This window comes from Paenibacillus ilasis (assembly GCF_043195395.1).
Lineage (GTDB): Bacteria > Bacillota > Bacilli > Paenibacillales > Paenibacillaceae > Paenibacillus_AQ > Paenibacillus_AQ lautus.
The window spans coordinates 591278-609913 of sequence record NZ_JBHDJG010000002.1; the positions used below are offsets into that span (position 1 = coordinate 591278).

Below are 18636 nucleotides of genomic sequence, written 5' to 3' on the forward strand. Positions count from 1 at the left end.
TTAGAGACCCAAGCATTTCCCTGTGTTGTGCAGCGAACGGACAGGGGATTGGAGTCGGCGGAAAAAAAGTGGAATTGCAGGGAATGTTGCAACCGTTTACATTAGGACTACATTCCGTGAACGGTATGTTGAACGAGATGACAAGGCTGAAAGTGAGGGAGTATCGATGAAAGCACAAGAAACCGTTCAGTCGGCAAAAGGAAACGGGAGCCCCCCCATAAGCGTGAAATCCAAAACGAAGTGGGGGCGGATATGGTCGGATGTTGTGCGCGACAAGTATTTGTACGTGCTGGCCTTGCCGGGACTGATCTTTTTTATCATTTTCAAATATATTCCGATTACGAATCTCGTGATTGCCTTCCAGGAGTATTCTCCATACTTTGGGGTGTTCGGAAGCCCCTGGGTTGGGTTCGAGCATTTCACCAGGTTTTTCTCCAATGATGATTTCTGGATGCTGCTGCGCAATACGCTGGCGATCAGTTTTCTAAGCTTGATTTTCTTTTTCCCGGCACCGATCATTTTATCTTTGATGCTGAATGAAGTGCGAAGCTCCTTCTATAAGCGGACCATTCAATCCCTGGTGTATATCCCCCACTTTTTATCCTGGGTATTGATCTACGGGCTAACCTACCTTATGTTTTCGCAATCGGAGGGCTTGTTTAATAAGTGGCTTATCTCCATGGATTGGGAGACGATCGATATTCTCTCCAACCCGAACTACTTCTGGGGTATGCTGACGGGACAATCCATCTGGAAGGAAGTCGGCTGGGGAACCATCATCTTTCTCGCGGCCATCGCGGGAGTGGACCCGCAATTATATGAAGCAGCCGTCATGGACGGTGCGGGCCGTATGAGACGGATGTGGCATATTACCCTGCCCGCGATGCGCAACGTGATCCTGATTCTGTTGATCCTCCGTCTGGGAACGATTCTGGATACGGGATTCGAACAGATTTATCTGATGATGAATGCACCTGTTACCAATGTAGCCGAAGTGTTCGATACCTATGTATACCGGGTAGGGATTCGGCAGGGAGAGTTCAGCTACAGTACGGCCATCGGATTATTCAAATCGATTGTCGGCGTCATTCTGGTGGTCACGGCCAACCGGTTGGCGAGGCGGTACGGTCAAGAAAGCTTGTACTAATGGATGGGCGAAGACAAGGAGGAGTAAGACATGCATGAGAAAGGATGGAAAACCAGGCTGTTCGGGCTTGTGAATAACGGACTGCTGCTGATCATCGGTTTGGCAACGATATTTCCGATTTATTATACCGTTATTTTGTCGTTTACCGATCCGGTGGAGTATTATCAACGAAGCTTGATATTATGGCCGCGGGTTTGGACGCTGGATGCTTATAAGCATTTGCTCTCCAACGGATTGTTTGTCACCTCGATTTCCGTGAGCGTGTTCCTGGCTACGGTCGGCACGCTGCTCAGTCTGCTCGTTACCGGGGGCATGGCTTACGCGGTGTCCCGCAAACGCCTTCGGTTTCGCAAGGCGATCATGATTATGGTGTTAATCACCTTTCTCTTCACGCCGGGGCTGGTTCCGCTGTATCTGGTCGTCCGAAATGTGGGACTCATTGACAGCGTCTGGTCGCTGATCCTGCCCAGCTTGACCAGCGCATGGTATGTGCTGCTCATGAAGGGATTCTTCGACAGCATTCCGGACAGTCTGGAGGAAGCCGCGATGATTGACGGCTCCAATGATATCGGCGTGTTCTGGCGAATCATTCTGCCGTTGTCGCTGCCGGCGCTGGTGGCTTTCGGATTGTTCTTTGCGGTCGGCTATTGGAATACGTACTTCAACGCACTGATGTTTATTAACGACCAGAAGATGTGGCCGCTGCAAGTGCTGCTCCAAAATATGCTTGTGGATCCGACGACAATGGGATCGGGAAGCGGCGGAGGCTTTGCCTTCCAAGTGAACCGGCCCGTCCCGACGGAAACGTTGAAGATGGCGGCGGTCGTTATTGCAACCGTTCCTATCATGTTAGTGTATCCATTCCTGCAGAAGCACTTCGCCAAAGGAGCGATGGTAGGCTCTGTCAAGGAATGAATCGATATACGGTCTATCTGCCATCATGATCAGTCAGGCGAGATGTATCATTATAAGGGAGGTCTAATTATGAGAAAAATGGAAACAAAGCCGGGCAAGTCGTTTTTAAAAATGTCGGGGGTGCTGCTCTTGGCAAGTTCGCTCTTGCTAAGCGCATGCGGCAGCCGAGAAGGAAGTGCACCTGGCGATAACGAAGGCGGAACAGACAGCAGTGAACCTACAAGCATTACGATACAGACCCTGAATTATGCCACCGAATTCATAGACAATACCAATGCACTATGGAAAGAGCTTGAGAAACGCACCAACACCAAGCTGAATATTACGTGGCTGTCGCCGTCCACGGCCGAAGAGAAGATCAATGTCATGCTGGCATCCGGCGATCTTCCAGAGGTTACTTTCGTGGAAACGATGCAGAACCCGCAGCTGCAGAAAATGCTGAAGCAGGGAGTCTTCTGGGATCTGACGCCGTTTCTTAAAGACTACCCGAATTTGAACCGCGAAGAACTGAAGGAAATGTGGGAAATCACCAAGATGGATGGCAAGAACATCGTCATTCCTCGTTATTATCCGAGCTATGGCGGAGGCGTGTTCCCGATGATCCGCAAAGACTGGCTGGATGCCCTACAGCTGGAAACACCCAAAACGCTGGATGAGTTCCATAACGTGTTAAAGGCTTTTAAAGAACAGGATCCGAATGGTAACGGACAGGCCGATGAGATTCCATATGCCGCAAATCCGGGGGCCCTCGCTTATATTTATAATATATTTAATGAAACGCAAGGGTCCTGGAAGCTTCAACCCGATATTACCCTGACTCCGATTATGACATCGGACGAGTCAAGGGAGGCCATGTTGTGGATCAAAAAGGCTTATGACGAGGGCTTGTTCCCCAAAGACTTCGCAATCATGAAGTTCTCGCAGGTGATGGATACGATGCGAAGCGCCAAGGCAGGGGTAGGGGGCATGTCCATGAACCATGCCTGGGTGACCGGCGAAGCCGTGAAAGGCGTTGATCCCAAGGCGGATCTGATGCCGCTTGCTTACTTGGAGAATGCTAACGGGGTGAAGTATACGCCTTCAGGATCGCCGTACTACGGCGTGTACCTGATTCCGAAGAAAGTGCCGGAGGCGAAAGTGAAGAAAATCCTCGAGTTTTTCGATTACGGTTATAGTCAAGAAGGCAATGAAATGCTGACCTACGGAATCGAAGGTGTCCATTACAATGTGGAGAACGGGAAGAAGGTTGCAACCCCGCAGGCCGCTGTAGATAAGACGGGTGACGGCAACTTGAACAATATGATTCACCTCGTCAGCGACGATATGGCCATCAGCGCGGTAGGGATGCCGGATGAAGTATACGAGCGGAACGTAGAGATCGTCACAGAGCGAAAGACGGTCAAGGTTCCGAATCCTTCGGGAGAGCTGTATTCGGAAGCCTATAACAAATACTATCCCGAGCTTTCCAAGAAAGTGGAGGATATGCGGGTCATGGTCATCACGGGCAAAGAACCGGTTGAATCGTACGATAAACTGATCGAAACGATCAAGAGTGATCCGAAGATGAAGGAAATTACAGACGAGATGTCAAAGGCATATCAGGAGAAGTACGTTAAATAAGTATGTTAAATAAGTACGTTAATAAGGGAATCCAAAACCACAATGCTGCAGCTTGCATTGTGGTTTTTTGGCGTGAATAACAGAAATCGCCCCTCCATGTTATATTTCTGATGTCTAATATTAAACATCCTATAATTTTACATTAAAGCATAAAATATTACATGAGGGGAGGATATAAAGTCATGGAAACGAAGGAAGGCATAAAGTTTAATATCGAGCAAGAACGGCATAAGCTTCATAAGATGAAGCAGCGGTATCGTGATTTTAATCATCCCAAAGTCCTCAGACAATCAATCGTGCTCGATGAGTTGATTAATCAATATAACCGATTTCTTAAAGAGAACAAGCCGATTGCCTAAACAACCGACTTGAGCTGAATGTAGATTCTTTTTATAGATCGTAAAGTCTCGCGGCGTTCTCATACAAAATCCTGCGGGCCTCGGATATGGACAACCCCTGAAGCTCAGCCCATGCCGCAGCCACAGAAGCCGTCATCCGTGGATGGGTCATCTGTCCGGTGAACGGACCCTCGAACGGCCAAGGACCATCGGTTTCGGTCATGACGAGATGATCCGGATATCTACATGCCATATCACGAATTTCTTCCTCATAGAGGATGTCAGGCGTAAAGGAAATATAGTATCCGTTACCCGCCATCCGCTGCAAGGTGTCGCGTGAGCCCTTGAACCAATGAAAATGGGCACGAGTGACGCCGTATTTTTCGAGCAAATCACATGCGATATCCGCATCTTCATATACAGCGTGCAGAACGACCGGTTTATGATACTTTTTAGCAAATGCTATAAATTGCTCCAGCAGATCGGCGTAAGGACGGTTATCCCAGGGACGGCCCTCCGATTCAGCCTCCAGCCTGGCGTAATAGGGGAGACCCACCTCTCCTACGGCAACCATCTCATCGGCATGCTCTGCCATCCAATCCAGCAGTTCTTCGGTTTCGTCAGAGGAAGGGAGGGGCTGCTCCGGATGATAACCGAAAGCTGGCCGCACCATCGGTCCGTACTGCCTGGCCAGCTCCAGGTTTCGCTTGCAGGAAGCCAGATGCATGGAGACGGAGATGAGGGATTGAACCTCATGATGGCGGATATCCGCCAGAATCGCTTGTTGATCGGATAACGAATAACTATCCAGATGAATATGAGTGTCCATCAGTGGGAAATTCGCTTCACGCTGCATGAATGATTTCATCGTTACATAACCTCGCTTGTAAGCTTCCATGAAGCATTTTGCTGATCATGGATGTATGTATTCCGCTGGCCTTCATCGGTCAGCGTTTGTGCTGTTCTTCCCGCATGATGGCGGAAATTTCGGTTTTTAATGCAATGAAGGACGGATCCATCAGGATATTTTCCCGGCGTGGACGGGAAAAAGGGACTTCTACCCTTTTCAAGATGGTTCCGGGCCGTGCCGACAGGATATAGATGCTGTCCGAGAGGAGCAGCGCCTCCTCGATATGATGGGTGATCATCAGCACCGAACGGCGCGTATCCTCCCAGATATCGAGCAGCCAGCGCTGCATATCGCTGCGCGTCAGCGCATCCAATGCGCTGAACGGTTCGTCCAGGCACATGACTTCCCGTGGACTCATCAGTGCGCGCAGAAAAGCCGCCCGCTGCTGCATTCCGCCTGAAAGGGTGTGCGGATACGCTTTTTCGAAGCCGGAGAGTCCGGCCCGTTCCATCCAGCTGCGGGCATGTTCCCTGGCAGCGGCTTTCGAGGTGCCCCTCAGCTCCTCGGGAAGAAGCACGTTGTCCTCCACCGTACGCCAAGGGAAGAGTGCCGGCTGTTGAGGCATATAGGCGATGCGGCCTTTTTCCCCGGTCACGTCCTGACCATCCATGAGAACGGAGCCCGCATCCGGAGCCGTTAACCCCCCGATGATATGGAAGAGCGTGCTCTTTCCGCTGCCTGAAGGACCAATCAAGGAGACGAATTCCCCGGGCTGCACCTGGAGCGAAAGATCATCCAGCACATGCACTTCGCTGCGCCGTTCGCGGAAGGTTTTTCGAAGGCTGCGAACCTCAAGGGCAGGCGCTGGCGGGACCGCTGCAGAGGATCGGCCAAGCCTGTCATGATCCGACAGGGATACTTGATGTGTCATATCGCAAAACAGCCTCCTTTTATATCTGTTGGAAAATGTCCATTCACAATGGTTTTAACCTTTTCGATTCCAGCGGATCAGCCGCTTCTCCAGCAGGGTGATCAGCAGCACCATCAGCAGGCTGAGCAGGACGATGACCAGGATGGCAACAAACACCCGGTCCGTGCGGTAGCCGGATTTTTGCAGCATCATGTAGTAGCCGATACCCCGGTCCGAGCCGATCCATTCCCCGATCACCGCCCCCATGACCGAATAGGTGGCCGCAATGCGAATCCCGGAGAAGATGGAGGGAAGGGCATGCGGCAGCTCCAGCTTGGTGAAAATTTGCCACGAGGTAGCCCCCGCCATCTGCATATAATTCATCATGGTGCGGTCAGTACGGGCGAGTCCGTCCAGGGCCGCAACAGCGACAGGGAAGAAGCAGACCAGCGTAATCACGATAACCTTGGGCAGCATGCCGAAGCCGAACCAAATCATGAGAAGCGGGGCAAGGGCGATGGTCGGCACATTCTGGCTAAGAATAAGAAGCGGATAAAGGGCGGTTTTGAGAAAAGGCACCATGTGCAGAGCCAGCGAGATGACAAGACCGATCGCCGTGCCGATCATAAATCCGATCAGGGTTAATTGCAGGGTGGCCGCTGTATGCTGGAAGAGACCGGAAGCTCCGGTAACGGCCTCATGCCCGATGGCCGTCGGCGCAGGCAAAATAAAGGGTTCAATGTCGAATACGGATACTGCGGCCTGCCAAACCATCAAAAAGAAGAGGACCGCCACAACGGGCGGCCAAACAGAACTCCACCAGCTTTTCATGGACGGTATTTCTCAGTCAGCTTATCCATGCTGATACCGGTCGGATGATGCGCGATTTTGACTTGGGATATGATGCTGGGACTTCCCGCATTCACCAGCGCCTCGTGCATGCGCTCAACGATCTTGAGCAGCTCGGAGAGCTCTCCTTCCATGGTCGTTTCGAGTGCATGGACCTCATATTTTACGCCCGATTCCTGAATGACCTTGATCGCTTCATCCACATAAGGGATGCTGTCGGCCCCGTTTGGCGTTCTCGGTATTACTTGAATGCTTAAGAGTGTATTCGCCATATAAACTCATCCTTTCGTGCAAGCTATATTGTAATGGAAGAGAGGCGGCCTGCTGTCTCTCCTCTTAAATAGAAATAACCTTATGGCTGCTCCGGTAAAAATTCATTGGTAAATGCGCGGTCCGCGTCAAGTTCCTTCTCCAGCAGCTTGCGCTCAAACATCCAGTCGGCATACCCCGACCATACTTCGGCTTTCTGCTCGCCCCAGCGGGGTGCATCATCCTGATAACGGGGGCTCAGCCATTTCTGGCTGGCGAGAACCAGTTCGGCATCCAAGTCAGGAACAGCCTTCGTAAGCAGGGCTGCCGCATCTTCAGGATGTTGAATCGCATAGTCATATCCTTTTGAAGTCGCCCGCATGAACGCTTTGACAAGCTCGGGGTCCTCCTGGATCTGCTTCTCGTTCGTTACGATCACCGGTGTGTAATAATCAAGCTGCTCCGAGTAGTCCTTCACATAAATCATGTCAAGCGGCTCATTGCGAAGCTCGGCTTCAATCCCCGTCCAAGCATAGAAGATCCAGGCAAAATCAATGTCGCGTTTCACGGCCGTAAAATAATCGGCATCGCCCATATTGACCATATTCACCTTGCTGACATCGGCGCCATCGATCTCCATGATGGATTTCATGACGGCCTCCTCCACAGGCGAGCCCCAGCCTCCATAGGATTTTCCTTCAAAATCGCCTGCCTTCACGATGCCTTTATTCTTGGGGGCGGCAAAGCCGGATGTATTATGCTGAATGATCGCTGCAATGGAAACGAGCGGCAATCCTTGCGTTCTGGCCAGCGTTACGCCTTCCTGATAGCTGATGCCGAACGGCACGTTTCCGGATGCGACCAGCGTATCCGTTCCGCCTGCTCCCGGCTGGACGATCTGGACATTAAGCCCTTCTTCCTCATAATACCCAAGCTCCTTCGCTGCATACAGGCCGGTGTGATTCGTATTGGCGGACCAATCGAGCATCAGCTGTACGTCACGGAGTTTCCCGGGAGTCTGACTGTCTTCGCCTTCGGCACCTGTCTTCTTGTTCTGTCCGCTTGTGCCGCATCCAGACGCAACCATCAGCAGGACGCAAGCAAGAAGCAGCGGAATCCATGTTCCCTTCTTCATCGTTTCTTCTCTCCTTTGAATTCTCTTTCTATAACCTCGTTAACTCCACAAAAAAAGCGCCCTGATGATATCAGGACGCATGACGGCGTAAGTGTATACCACGGCAAATGAAAAGCTGCCGCAAACATGGGCTTCCTACGCTGGCATTACCCAGATCAGGTGTAAGGGTCAGTATCATATCGGATACACTCTCAGCCGGCCAAATTCCAGCTCCCCCGGTATTTATGAAGTTTCGATCATTACATCCGCTATTATAGTCCTAACACACCAGACCTGTCTAGTTCGAAGGGGCACGAACGAGGCAGGTCTTGGTTTAGAACACGTATGCAATTGGAAGAATGAATGGAGCTATGAACCTTTCACAAGATAAAGGATTTGAATAAGGCTTCTACCGTACGTAAGAGGTTTAGCGCTGGAAAAACTCAATCCACTCCCCTTCGGGACCGTGAACGAAGAAATAGCGATACCCATTCGGGAGCGTCACGATTTCCTCATCCAAGTGAGGCACGTCCAGTCCCTGAATACGAGCATATTCCTCTTCGATGTTATCCGTGCTGACGGCAAAATGATGAACGGTCCCTTCTGCGGGCAGCGTGTCGCTGTAACCCTGAATAAGCTCGACCTCCGTTTCGTTGCTGCCGTTAAATCCGAGGAATGCCAGCTGGATGACGCCATTGGTATGGGTGAGGCGATCCTTCAGTTCAAGTCCGACGACGGCGGTGTAAAAGGCGATCGTGGTTTCAAGGTCCCGGACGACAATGCCGACATGATCCAATCGTTTCTGTGACAAGGCTAAACACCCTTTCCGATTCATATGAGATATGAATGAAATATTATCACATAATTCCTATACGTCAAGTAGGTCTTGAAGGCGGTAACTTTTCGGAGCGTTACGGGTTTCATAGAGTAGAATCCGTGGTTTTTCTTTCATTTCCTCATCTTTACTTTTGGGTGGGTAAAAAGTATCATGAGAACTAGAAGTATTAATTCGAAAGACCTAACAAACAAGTGTTGAAAAAAGCTTACCTTTTGGCCGAGGAGGAATGCTTATGAGTCCAACTCCAGCAGATCATCTGTGGATTCGACTCGCCATGATATATGCATTCATTCAGATCATGATCGCTCTGTGGATGCCTGACGCTTTATCGCTTCAGCGTGTTCTAGTCATTATTCCTCCTGCAGCTGCCTCCGTTTATTTAATGCGGATTAGTCGGCGCTATGAGGTTTATCTTCGCAGGTTTTGGTTTATTGTGAGTCTCGGATTGATGGGGGATGCAGCGGCCCGAATCATTCACGCATGTCATGTTTGGTTTGGAAAAGAGAGCGCTTTCTATCCGGCTCTAACCCATTTCTTCTGGGGGCTCGAACTCATCCTGTTCGCAAGTTCTCTCATTTATTTATTCCGGCATGTACAGGGTTCGTTTCGGGGGCTCCGGTTTATGCTGGACATCGTGATTGTTGGCATAACGGTCATGACGGTAGGATGGGAGTATTTCATCAAACCTGAGCTTGAGGGTCTGGCCCATGAGGCAGTATGGGGAAACATTTGGGTGGACATGCTGTATCCGCTGTGCGCCATGGTACTTATTTTTTTTACGCTGGTGTTGTATTTTAATACCGGACAGTTAAGGAAATGGTCGGCCATTCTGTTATGTCTTGGCGGGAGTACTTATATTGCAGGAGATGTTCTATACATCTATCTTGTTGATCTTATGGGTATCGAGGCACGTCCCTACCTGTATCCACTCTATTCATTATCGGTATTTTTTATTAGTTTCGCAGGTGGGCAGTCTGCCCCTGCTTCCCGTAAGCCCTCTGTTGGCGAGCGGGAGCCGCGTTCGATCGGAAACCTGATCGTAAGGTACCTGCTTCCCTACAGCGTGCTTGGCGGGATGTTTGCCCTTATGGCGCAGCGTTTTGGAGGGTGGAATGGACTGTTTACCGGCCTATCCCTGTGCGTTATCCTGATTTTGTTCAGGCAGATTTTGATTCAGTTCGAGAACGACCGTTTGTTTGCCCGACTGCATGAAAGTCTGATGCAGAGTGAATCCCTGGCACATCGCGATGATCTTACGGGGCTGTATAATCGCCGCTATTTTAATGCAAGGCTGTCGAGTTCGCTGAAGGAGGCGGACCGCAAAGGTTCCCGCGTAGGCTTGCTGTATATGGATATGAACCGTTTCAAACGAGTCAATGACCGATACGGCCACCGTGCCGGCGATTTGTTGATACGAAAGGTTGCAGACCGGCTTCAAACTCTCGAATCAAAGGGAATCTTGGTTTCCCGATTAGGAGGAGACGAATTCACCGTCATGATCCATCCAGCCGGCGAAGATCAGGAGCTGATCTGGATGGCGGAGGAGATTTGGACGATGCTTAGCGAGCCGTACGAGCTGGAAGGACATGAGGTTCGAACCACGCCGAGTATCGGCATTGCGGTTTACCCGGATCATGCCAGAAATGACCAGGAGCTGATTGGCCGCGCGGATGCAGCGATGTATGCGGCAAAGGAACGGAACGCCCCTTGGCATTTTGATGTGGAGCGGACGATGCTGCTGCAGCTTTTAGATCAAAAGGTTGAGTAGAAGAATGTATGACGATAGTATCGACAATGGGTTGTTAAAAGCAATATAAGTCGATTTTTGTAGAATTTGGCGCAATCATTGCACGAATCTTGCGCATTTCTCCTAAAATAGGTCATAACTTCGATATAAAATCCATAAAATGCAAAGAAATCATATTCAAAATGCCGATAAGAAGCATAGTGAGAGCTAGCTTGCCAAGGAGGACGAACATGATTTGCGACAATTGCAGCACCTTTGAACCGATTGAGGACCAGGGGACCATTCATATGAAGCCTGCAAGTGGCGAGCTTATTCAGTTGCTGGCAGTGAACGGCTACACGGTACATGAAAACAATGAGGGTTGTGCTGTGAACTACAAGGTACGTGCGGACCTGATCTCCATGATGAAGTGTCTGCAGCCCCTTCCGCTGAAGATTCGTCAAGAGCTGTTCTTCTGTGTTACCCGTGGAGAAACTCCGCAAATCCGGCATTCGTGGACCCCTATGCAAAAGTTCGAACTGCAGATGGAGCATTACGATATGGTAAGTATCATTTTACATAAGCAGTTTACGAGCTACATGCAGCCCATCGTGGATTCATCCGAGCAGATCGTTGCCTACGAATTTCTCCTTCGTCCGGTAGAGTGGGGAGCCAGCTTCCAGCCGTATGAGCTGTTTGAGACAGCCCGTAAAACCGGATTGCATGCTTTCCTGGACCGGGCAGCACGAACCAGCGCCATTGAGACCAGTGCCGAGTGGCTTCCTATCGGCGTGAAGCGATTCGTGAACTTCCTGCCATCCTCCATATATGATGCGCAGATGTGTCTAAGCCACACGTTTAATACCATTGACAGGCTCCATCTGGATCCGAGGGATTTCGTATTTGAGGTTGTGGAAACCGAGAAGATTGATGATGTTGAGCATTTGCAATCGATTTTCGAGGTGTATCGCAGTCATGGAATCTCGGTAGCCATGGATGACGTTGGTGCAGGTTATTCCACATTGGAGCAGATGATTAAGCTTAAGCCGGATTATGTAAAGATCGACCGAAGTCTGATCGACCATTGCGATCGTAATCCCGCCCAGCAGAAGCAGCTCGAAATGATCACGAACATGGCTCATGATTTTGGGGCGATGGTGCTGGCTGAAGGCATTGAGAGACGGGAGGAGTTTCATTTTTGCCGAGATATCGGGATCGAGCTCGCACAGGGGTATTTGTTTGGGAAGCCATCTGAACGACCTCCGCGTGATCCCCATTCTCAGCTCATCTATTCATAGCATACATAATCGGTATTTCCCCGCCATCTTGATGCGGAGCTTTCACATCTGATTGCCGCAGCCTTCGGCTGAGTTCGGACAATACAGATGCTAGGCATGGTGAAGACAGGTCCTTCTGAATGAGTAATGATGCCTGAAGGAGCCCATTTTCTGTAAAAACAAGAGCCCTGGAAAGTTATCCAGGGCTCTTGTTTTTATATAAGTTGGTGCATTTGAAGACGCATGCTTGTTATCTTGCGGCTTTTACCTCTCCCAATCCGTCGATGCTGTATTCCTTGCCATTCACGTTCAGGACAGCCGGCGTATCCGTTTCGTTCACGATGATGGTTTCCTTTCCTTTTACGTTGACCTTCAGGCGGGATCCGCGGAACATCACCTTGAAGGAGAAGGAAGACCAGTGACCTGGAATGAATGGATTCAAATGCAATACGCCGTCCTTCACGCGCAAGCCGCCGAACCCATGCACAACGGACATCCAGGTACCCGCCATACTGGTTGTATGACAGCCGTCCTCGGTATCGTTGTTGTAGTTGTCCAGATCCAGGCGAGCTGTACGGAGGTACATCTCGTACGCCTTCTCCTGGTACCCAAGCTCGCAGGCGAGAATGGAGTGTACGCATGGCGAAAGGGAGGACTCGTGTACCGTGAACGGTTCATAAAAGTCGAAGTTGCGTTTTTTCGTAGCCAAGTCGTACTGGTCGCCAAGGAAGAACAATCCTTGCAGCACGTCAGCCTGCTTAATGTATACCGAACGTAGAATGCGGTCCCAGGACCAGTTCTGATTCAGGGGCAGGTGGGCTGGATCCAATTCCTTCACCGGAACAAGCTCCTTGTTGAGGAACCCGTCCTGCTGCAGGAATACGCCGAGCTCATCATCTACCGGGTAGTACATTTTGCTGATGATATCCTGCCATTTGGTCGTTTCGACATCCTGCAGCCCCAGCTTCGCCGTAAGCTCGGCATAGCGGGAATTCTCGTTCTCTTTCAAATATTCGAGCACGTCAAGCGTGTATTCCATCGTCCAACTGGCAATGCGGTTAGTATACCAGTTGTTGTTGACGTTGTTCTCGTACTCGTTCGGGCCGGTGACCCCAAGCATCATATACTGATCCTTCGCCGGCACGTAATTCACGCGCTCTTCCCAGAAGCGGGAAATTTCGACGAGCACTTCCAGACCGTATTGGCCGAGGTAAGAGAAGTCGCCGGTATAGTTTACATAGTTATAGATGGCATAGGCAATAGCGCCGTTACGGTGGATTTCTTCAAACGTAATTTCCCACTCGTTATGGCATTCCTCGCCGTTCATCGTCACCATAGGATAGAGGGCGCCTTTGGTAAAGCCGAGCTTCTTGGCGTTTTCCTTCGCTTTTTCCAGGTGCTTATAACGATAGATCAGCAGGTTGCGCGAAATGCTGGCGTCCGCGGTGCTCAGGTAGAACGGCAGGCAATAAGCCTCGGTATCCCAGTAGGTGCTGCCGCCGTATTTTTCCCCGGTGAAGCCCTTCGGCCCGATGTTCAGACGGTCGTCTTCGCCGCTGTAGGTTTGGTTCAGCTGGAAGATGTTGAAGCGGATCGCTTGCTGGGCCGCCACATCGCCTTCAATGACGATATCGCTTTCCTTCCATTTGTCGCCCCAAGCATCCGCCTGCTCCTTCAGCAGCATCTCGAATCCGGTCCGCACCGCCGGCTCCAGCACAGTACGTGCAGCATCCACCAATTCGCCGAATCCATAATTGCGGGAAGTAACGTTAGCGACATATTTATAGATGGTGATGGCTTCGCCTTCAGATACCGGCACGCTTACGCGGTTCCCCGCATATTTCTCTTTCTCCACCAGTTCGGCTTGAAGTTCCAGCTTCTCGCCGTTCTTTAAAATGGTATAAGACATGACAGAGGTTACGTGGAAATCGAGTTTTTTGGTCTTCACGGTCAACGCAGCAGAACCTTGCGCCGCTTCCTTGAATACCTCTAGCCAGAATTTCTCGTCATAGTTGGAGTCCTTGTTCTTCACATCGCCATCGAGATATGGCGTTATCGTAAGCTCTCCAGCGAAATTGAGCGGAGTTACGGCATATCGAATGGCGCCGATCTCGTGGCGTACAATGCTGACAAAACGAACAGCTTCAACCTTGAGCTCTTTGCCGTCTTCCATGACAGCAGTGAAGCTGCGGGAGAGGAAGCCTTCCTTCATATTCAACTCACGCACAAAATCCTTCACCGTGCATTGGGCCAGATCAAGCGGCGCGCCGTCGATTTCAATGCCGATGCCAATCCAATTGGTGCTGTTCAGCACTTTGGCAAAATATTCAGGATAACCGTTCTTCCACCAGCCTACACGGGTTTTATCCGGATAATACACACCGGCCATATAACTGCCCTGCAGGGAGGAGCCGCTGTAGGATTCCTCGAAGTTGGCGCGCTGGCCCATAAATCCGTTCCCGATACTGAAGATACTCTCCGAGATCTCATGCGTGTGAGGATCAAAGCCCTCCTCAATAATTGACCATTCATCAAGCTTTAAATATTGTTTCACAATCATCGGCTCCTTTGTTTTTAGGAAAAATGGTTGCAGATCTATATGGGATGAAACTACTGGATGCCGTAAGCATGTGTACGCATTCGCTTACAACTCCTGTAGACGATCCACTGTGAATCCTTCCAGGGAGGGAAGAACGATGTTGGCCCGCCCCAAGGTTTCAGGCGAACCGATGCCGACGCTGCGCATGCCCGCGCGCGTGGCAGCTTCGATACCGGCTTCGGCATCCTCGAATACGACGCAGGCGTCAGGCCGGGCGCCAAGCTCATGAGCGCCCATCGTAAATACCTCTGGATCCGGTTTCGCTTGGGCAGTCTTCGTTCCATCGATAATGGCGTCGAAGTAAGGCGTGAGGCCGGTATTGTTCAGGATCAGCATCGCGTTTTTGCTGGCAGAGCCCAGCGCAACCTTGATGCCGCGGTCCTTTAGCGCTTGGATAAATTCGAGGGCTCCAGGCAAAATCTCAGATTCATCCATGTTGGAAATATACTCGACATACCAGGCGTTCTTCTTCTCGGCCAGTGCCAGCTTCGCGCTTTCATCCAGCGTCACTCCGCCAACCTCGAGCAGTATATCGAGGGAGGCCATGCGGCTTACTCCCTTCAGGCGTTCATTGTCCTGCTCCGTGAATTCAAAGCCGAGTTCCCCGGCAAGACGCTTCCAGGCAATGTAGTGGTACTTGGCGGTATCCACCAGAACGCCGTCAAGATCAAATAAACAAGCGGATATGGATGACATGAACATCCTCCTTAACGAATTAGTGCAAACGTTTGAACCAAGCAGCAAAAATAAAGGAAGCACCACGATGCTTCTTTATTTTGAAAATACTTCGTGCATCTTCAGCGACTCGATCCGGACCTTAAGGCTTCGGCAGCGAAAACATTGAGGATTCGCGAATCATCAACCGGTGCGGAATGATATAGCGATGCGGCAGTATCGTATTGTCATCGTTACGAATGGTCTGGATTAGGGCTTGAGAAGCGGTATAACCCAGGTTATAAATCCCGATGTCCACACTGCTCAGCGGCGGGGTCGATAGTTCGGTCAATGAGATGTTGTTGAAACTGATAATAGACACATCTTCGGGCACCTTATACCCTAGCTCATGCAGTCCCCGCAGCACGCCGAAAGAGACAATATCGTCAACAATGACAAGCGCCGTCGGACGTTCAGGCAGGTTCATGAAAAAGGACATGGCGCGATAGCCGCTCTCCTGGAGGAACTCGCCCTCGACAATCCATTCTTTTCTCATCTCCAGACCCGCATCGGCAAGCGCTTTGCCATAGCCTTTCATCCGGTCCTGAGATACGATCAGGTTTGGCGGGCCGCTGACAAAGCCGATTCGTTGATGTCCAAGAGAGATCAGATGCTTGGTTGCATCATAGGCAGCCTGCACATTATCCGTATCGACGGATAACAGATCCGGGTATTTCTCGCTCCGGCCGACAAGCACGAACGGATAGTTGTTGGACTTGAGAAAATCGACCACCTTATCGTCCTGCCTGGAGTACAGCAAAATGGCGCCATCGACGCGGCGACCGTTAAGCAGCCGGGATACGGCTTCGACTTCTTCCTTCTCATTGCCGCCCGAACTGAGAACGACGTCGTATCCGGAGCGGTTCGCTTGGGTGACGATACCGCGGATCAGTTCCATGAAGAATAAGTTGAGGAACAATTCTTCCGCAGGTTTCGGCAGAATGACGCATATGCTTTCCGTCGTTTTGGAAACAAGGCTCTTGGCCATAATATTGGGATGGTAGCCCATTTCCTCCATGATCTCTTTCACCTTACGCGAGGTTTCGCGACTGATTCTAGGATGATTGGATAGCACCCGTGAGACGGTGGAGGGGGATACGCCCGCTCGTTTTGCAACATCTTTAATCGTTACAGACATAATAGGACCTCCAGTGGAACCGTTTGCGTTTTTTTGAAAATAAGAAAGCGACTACTGGAGTTCTCTCTTAATTCAGAAGAGTAACTTCCGCTAATCGCGGACCGTTCTTCTTTATTTAATTGTGGGTCTGTCAGGCCCTGAGTATACATGATACCTATTGATTTAAAGCCATATTGATCCGGTATGTTAAACGGTTTCACACTGCTATATTAACGTTAATCGATAGGCTTGTAAATACGTATCCAAGTCAGTCCAGCGCAATTATTTCACAAATGCATCAAAAAGGAAGCAAGGGTTAGAAAACGGGAGAAAGGCCGTTATTATGGCCAGAAAAGCCCGAAAAACAACTCAAAACGGCATTGTGCAAACGATTTAACAAAGAAAAGAAGTGGGTTATGATATGGATGGATAAAAACGAGTCCTCACCTACGCAAGAAGATGAATTTTAAGTTGAACCACGGAATGTAACCGTTTTACTGGAAAACAATAGTGGAATCGAATACAAACGTTTGCGCTAATCTAAATTGCTGTAGAGATCCATTTGAATAGATAAGTGCAGTAACTGGATGAACTTCAGCTGCTGCAACGAACAGGAGGTAAACAACGTGATATGTAATCAATGGGGAAGACGCAGGGTTCTGCCTATATGGCTCGCCGCCATTGCGCTTACGGGAAGTCTGCTGGCAGGCTGCAGCGACACAGCGGCTCCACCGCAAGAGGAAGCTAAGCCGCCAGCGGCACCGGAAACGAAACAGCCGGATCCGAAAGCGCCCGCAACAATGGAAACAGCGGAGGTGGACGAGCAGCCCTCCGATGTCTATTATGAAATTTTTGTACGCTCATTCTATGATTCCGATGGGGATGGGATCGGTGATTTACAAGGCGTCATTGAGAAGCTGGATTATCTGAATGACGGAAATCCGGACACTACTGGCGATCTTGGCGTGACGGGGATTTGGCTGATGCCGATCAATCCTTCGCCAAGCTATCATGGCTATGATGTGACCGACTATCGTTCCATCCATCCGGAGTACGGAACAATGGATGACTTCAAGACGCTGCTTGCTGAAGCGGATAAGCGCGGAATCAAAATTATTGTGGATTTGGTAGTCAATCACACAAGCACGGAGCATGCCTGGTTTCAGCAGGCTGCGAAAGACAAGGCTTCGGCGACCCGCGATTGGTACATCTGGGCTGAGGATCAAGGGAAGTCCCCTTCGGGGGCCAGCGCGGCAGGCAGTGGTTCGCCTTGGCACGAGATGAACGGAGCCCATTACATGGGCACGTTTTGGGGCGGAATGCCGGACCTGAACTTCGATCATCCCCAGGTCCGCGAGGAGATGAAGGAGATCGGGAGGTTCTGGCTGGAGCTCGGTGTTGATGGGTTCCGGATCGATGCAGCCAAACATATTTATGAGGATCTGATGTCCGATAAAGGCGAGGCGACAACGGCCAAGAATACAGCATGGTGGCAGGAATTCCGCGCCAGCATGAGTGAGGTGAATCCGGACGCGTATATTGTCGGTGAAATTTGGGATAATTCCGCTGCGGTCATTGCGCCGTATCTGGATAACGCGTTTGATTCCGGGTTCAACTTCGGACTGGGCGAGAGCATCATCGGTGCTGTGATGAACGAGAAGGATAACAATCTGGCCTTTACCTTGGAGCGGACTTATGGTTTGTTCAGCCAGGTATCGGGCGGCAGGTTTACGGATGCCGCATTCTTGACGAATCATGACATGAACCGTGTCATGTCGCAGCTGAAGGACAATGAGAACCAAGCCAAGATGGCCGCGGGCATTCTACTGACCATGCCGGGCAATCCGTTTATCTATTACGGAGAAGAGATCGGGATGAAGGGAGCGAAGCCGGACGAACAAATCCGCGAGCCGATGGTCTGGTCCAATACGGGCAGCGATAAGGGACAGACGACCTGGGAGCCGCTTAAGCATAACCGGGGCGATCAGGTACAGGGCGTGGAGCAGCAGACGGGAGACCCGGACTCTTTGTTATCCCGTTACCGCACGCTGATCCGTTGGCGGAATGATATGCCTGCGCTGAACAGCGGTACGATTGAATCCTTTGCTTCCGGCAATGGGCAGGTGATGGCTTATAACCGCCGTACAAACGATAGCGGTGCCCTTGTGGTTCATAACCTATCGGGTACGGAGCAGACGGTGGACCTGGCATCGAAGAACGGATCTGCGGTATTCCAGTCATTGGCGAGAACAACCGACGACAGCGCGGCATTGGATGGTAACAGCTTAACGCTGCCGCCCTATACGACCGTCATATTGGAGTAGGCCCTTTCCTGACTAATACAGCGAAACATGGCAAGACCCCGAGCCCCTA

At 50.6% G+C, this 18636-nt stretch carries 16 protein-coding genes and 1 riboswitch; of the genes, 7 read left to right on the plus strand and 9 right to left on the minus strand.

Annotated elements, in window-relative coordinates; translation table 11 throughout:
* The first annotated feature begins 166 nt into the window (after positions 1-166).
* From ACETK5_RS22770 to ACETK5_RS22785, 4 genes are all read left to right on the plus strand, one after another.
* Complete coding sequence (locus tag ACETK5_RS22770; protein WP_100539970.1) at positions 167-1147, plus strand: ABC transporter permease; 981 nt, start codon at positions 167-169, stop codon at positions 1145-1147.
* Positions 1148-1177: 30 nt separating this feature from the next.
* A complete protein-coding gene (locus tag ACETK5_RS22775; RefSeq protein ID WP_100539971.1) occupies positions 1178-2062 on the plus strand; it encodes a carbohydrate ABC transporter permease in 885 nt (294 codons plus the stop codon).
* A 69-nt stretch (positions 2063-2131) separates the two neighbouring features.
* Complete coding sequence (locus ACETK5_RS22780) at positions 2132-3682, plus strand: extracellular solute-binding protein (protein WP_394058033.1); 1551 nt, start codon at positions 2132-2134, stop codon at positions 3680-3682.
* A 182-nt stretch (positions 3683-3864) separates the two neighbouring features.
* On the plus strand, positions 3865-4041 hold the full coding sequence (locus tag ACETK5_RS22785) for an aspartyl-phosphate phosphatase Spo0E family protein (RefSeq protein WP_100539973.1): 177 nt from the start codon (positions 3865-3867) through the stop codon (positions 4039-4041).
* 31 nt (positions 4042-4072) lie between these two features.
* On the opposite strand, the gene ACETK5_RS22790 is transcribed toward ACETK5_RS22785, so the two are convergent.
* The 6 genes from ACETK5_RS22790 to ACETK5_RS22815 form a co-directional block, all read right to left on the minus strand.
* A complete protein-coding gene (locus ACETK5_RS22790; RefSeq protein WP_326111404.1) occupies positions 4073-4888 on the minus strand; it encodes a TatD family hydrolase in 816 nt (271 codons plus the stop codon).
* 79 nt (positions 4889-4967) lie between these two features.
* Entirely contained in the window at positions 4968-5801 is an 834-nt protein-coding gene (locus ACETK5_RS22795) for an ABC transporter ATP-binding protein (protein ID WP_100539974.1), read from the minus strand.
* A gap of 54 nt (positions 5802-5855) precedes the next feature.
* On the minus strand, positions 5856-6611 hold the full coding sequence (locus ACETK5_RS22800) for an ABC transporter permease (RefSeq protein WP_100539975.1): 756 nt from the start codon (positions 6609-6611) through the stop codon (positions 5856-5858).
* Positions 6608-6901 (minus strand): MTH1187 family thiamine-binding protein, encoded by a 294-nt coding sequence (locus ACETK5_RS22805; RefSeq protein ID WP_100539976.1) that lies wholly within the window; start codon positions 6899-6901, stop codon positions 6608-6610. The genes ACETK5_RS22800 and ACETK5_RS22805 overlap by 4 nt, the downstream gene beginning before the upstream one ends.
* A gap of 80 nt (positions 6902-6981) precedes the next feature.
* Positions 6982-8013: an ABC transporter substrate-binding protein gene (locus ACETK5_RS22810; RefSeq protein ID WP_394058036.1), complete on the minus strand. Its 1032-nt coding sequence runs from the start codon at positions 8011-8013 to the stop codon at positions 6982-6984.
* Positions 8014-8128: 115 nt separating this feature from the next.
* Positions 8129-8240: riboswitch (TPP riboswitch) on the minus strand.
* Positions 8241-8419: 179 nt separating this feature from the next.
* On the minus strand, positions 8420-8803 hold the full coding sequence (locus ACETK5_RS22815) for a VOC family protein (protein ID WP_326119081.1): 384 nt from the start codon (positions 8801-8803) through the stop codon (positions 8420-8422).
* 259 nt (positions 8804-9062) lie between these two features.
* Between ACETK5_RS22815 and ACETK5_RS22820 the strand changes: the two genes are divergently transcribed.
* Positions 9063-10598: a diguanylate cyclase domain-containing protein gene (locus ACETK5_RS22820; RefSeq protein WP_394058038.1), complete on the plus strand. Its 1536-nt coding sequence runs from the start codon at positions 9063-9065 to the stop codon at positions 10596-10598.
* A 209-nt stretch (positions 10599-10807) separates the two neighbouring features.
* Positions 10808-11854, plus strand: coding sequence for an EAL domain-containing protein (locus ACETK5_RS22825; RefSeq protein ID WP_326111399.1), 1047 nt, complete (start codon positions 10808-10810; stop codon positions 11852-11854).
* 229 nt (positions 11855-12083) lie between these two features.
* Here ACETK5_RS22825 and ACETK5_RS22830 read toward each other — a convergent pair whose 3' ends face one another.
* The 3 genes from ACETK5_RS22830 to ACETK5_RS22840 form a co-directional block, all read right to left on the minus strand.
* Entirely contained in the window at positions 12084-14387 is a 2304-nt protein-coding gene (locus ACETK5_RS22830) for a glycoside hydrolase family 65 protein (RefSeq protein ID WP_394058040.1), read from the minus strand.
* A 90-nt stretch (positions 14388-14477) separates the two neighbouring features.
* Positions 14478-15128 (minus strand): beta-phosphoglucomutase, encoded by a 651-nt coding sequence (gene pgmB / locus ACETK5_RS22835; RefSeq protein ID WP_326119084.1) that lies wholly within the window; start codon positions 15126-15128, stop codon positions 14478-14480.
* Between the two features lie 121 nt (positions 15129-15249).
* Positions 15250-16284, minus strand: a complete 1035-nt coding sequence (locus tag ACETK5_RS22840) for a LacI family DNA-binding transcriptional regulator (RefSeq protein ID WP_100539983.1) — start codon at positions 16282-16284, stop codon at positions 15250-15252.
* Between the two features lie 605 nt (positions 16285-16889).
* On the opposite strand from ACETK5_RS22840, the gene ACETK5_RS22845 reads away from it, so the two are divergent.
* On the plus strand, positions 16890-18587 hold the full coding sequence (locus ACETK5_RS22845; protein ID WP_394058043.1) for an alpha-amylase family glycosyl hydrolase: 1698 nt from the start codon (positions 16890-16892) through the stop codon (positions 18585-18587).
* Positions 18588-18636: the final 49 nt, after the last annotated feature.

Excerpts from the sequence above, each read along its gene's own strand:
- ACETK5_RS22770 (WP_100539970.1), top strand. The coding sequence starts at position 167 with ATGAAAGCACAAGAAACCGTTCAGTCGGCAAAAGGAAACGGGAGCCCC.
- ACETK5_RS22775 (WP_100539971.1), top strand. The coding sequence starts at position 1,178 with ATGCATGAGAAAGGATGGAAAACCAGGCTGTTCGGGCTTGTGAATAAC.
- ACETK5_RS22780 (WP_394058033.1), top strand. The coding sequence starts at position 2,132 with ATGAGAAAAATGGAAACAAAGCCGGGCAAGTCGTTTTTAAAAATGTCG.
- ACETK5_RS22785 (WP_100539973.1), top strand. The coding sequence starts at position 3,865 with ATGGAAACGAAGGAAGGCATAAAGTTTAATATCGAGCAAGAACGGCAT.
- ACETK5_RS22790 (WP_326111404.1), bottom strand. The coding sequence starts at position 4,888 with ATGAAATCATTCATGCAGCGTGAAGCGAATTTCCCACTGATGGACACT.
- ACETK5_RS22795 (WP_100539974.1), bottom strand. The coding sequence starts at position 5,801 with ATGACACATCAAGTATCCCTGTCGGATCATGACAGGCTTGGCCGATCC.
- ACETK5_RS22800 (WP_100539975.1), bottom strand. The coding sequence starts at position 6,611 with ATGAAAAGCTGGTGGAGTTCTGTTTGGCCGCCCGTTGTGGCGGTCCTC.
- ACETK5_RS22805 (WP_100539976.1), bottom strand. The coding sequence starts at position 6,901 with ATGGCGAATACACTCTTAAGCATTCAAGTAATACCGAGAACGCCAAAC.
- ACETK5_RS22810 (WP_394058036.1), bottom strand. The coding sequence starts at position 8,013 with ATGAAGAAGGGAACATGGATTCCGCTGCTTCTTGCTTGCGTCCTGCTG.
- ACETK5_RS22820 (WP_394058038.1), top strand. The coding sequence starts at position 9,063 with ATGAGTCCAACTCCAGCAGATCATCTGTGGATTCGACTCGCCATGATA.
- ACETK5_RS22825 (WP_326111399.1), top strand. The coding sequence starts at position 10,808 with ATGATTTGCGACAATTGCAGCACCTTTGAACCGATTGAGGACCAGGGG.
- pgmB (WP_326119084.1), bottom strand. The coding sequence starts at position 15,128 with ATGTCATCCATATCCGCTTGTTTATTTGATCTTGACGGCGTTCTGGTG.
- ACETK5_RS22840 (WP_100539983.1), bottom strand. The coding sequence starts at position 16,284 with ATGTCTGTAACGATTAAAGATGTTGCAAAACGAGCGGGCGTATCCCCC.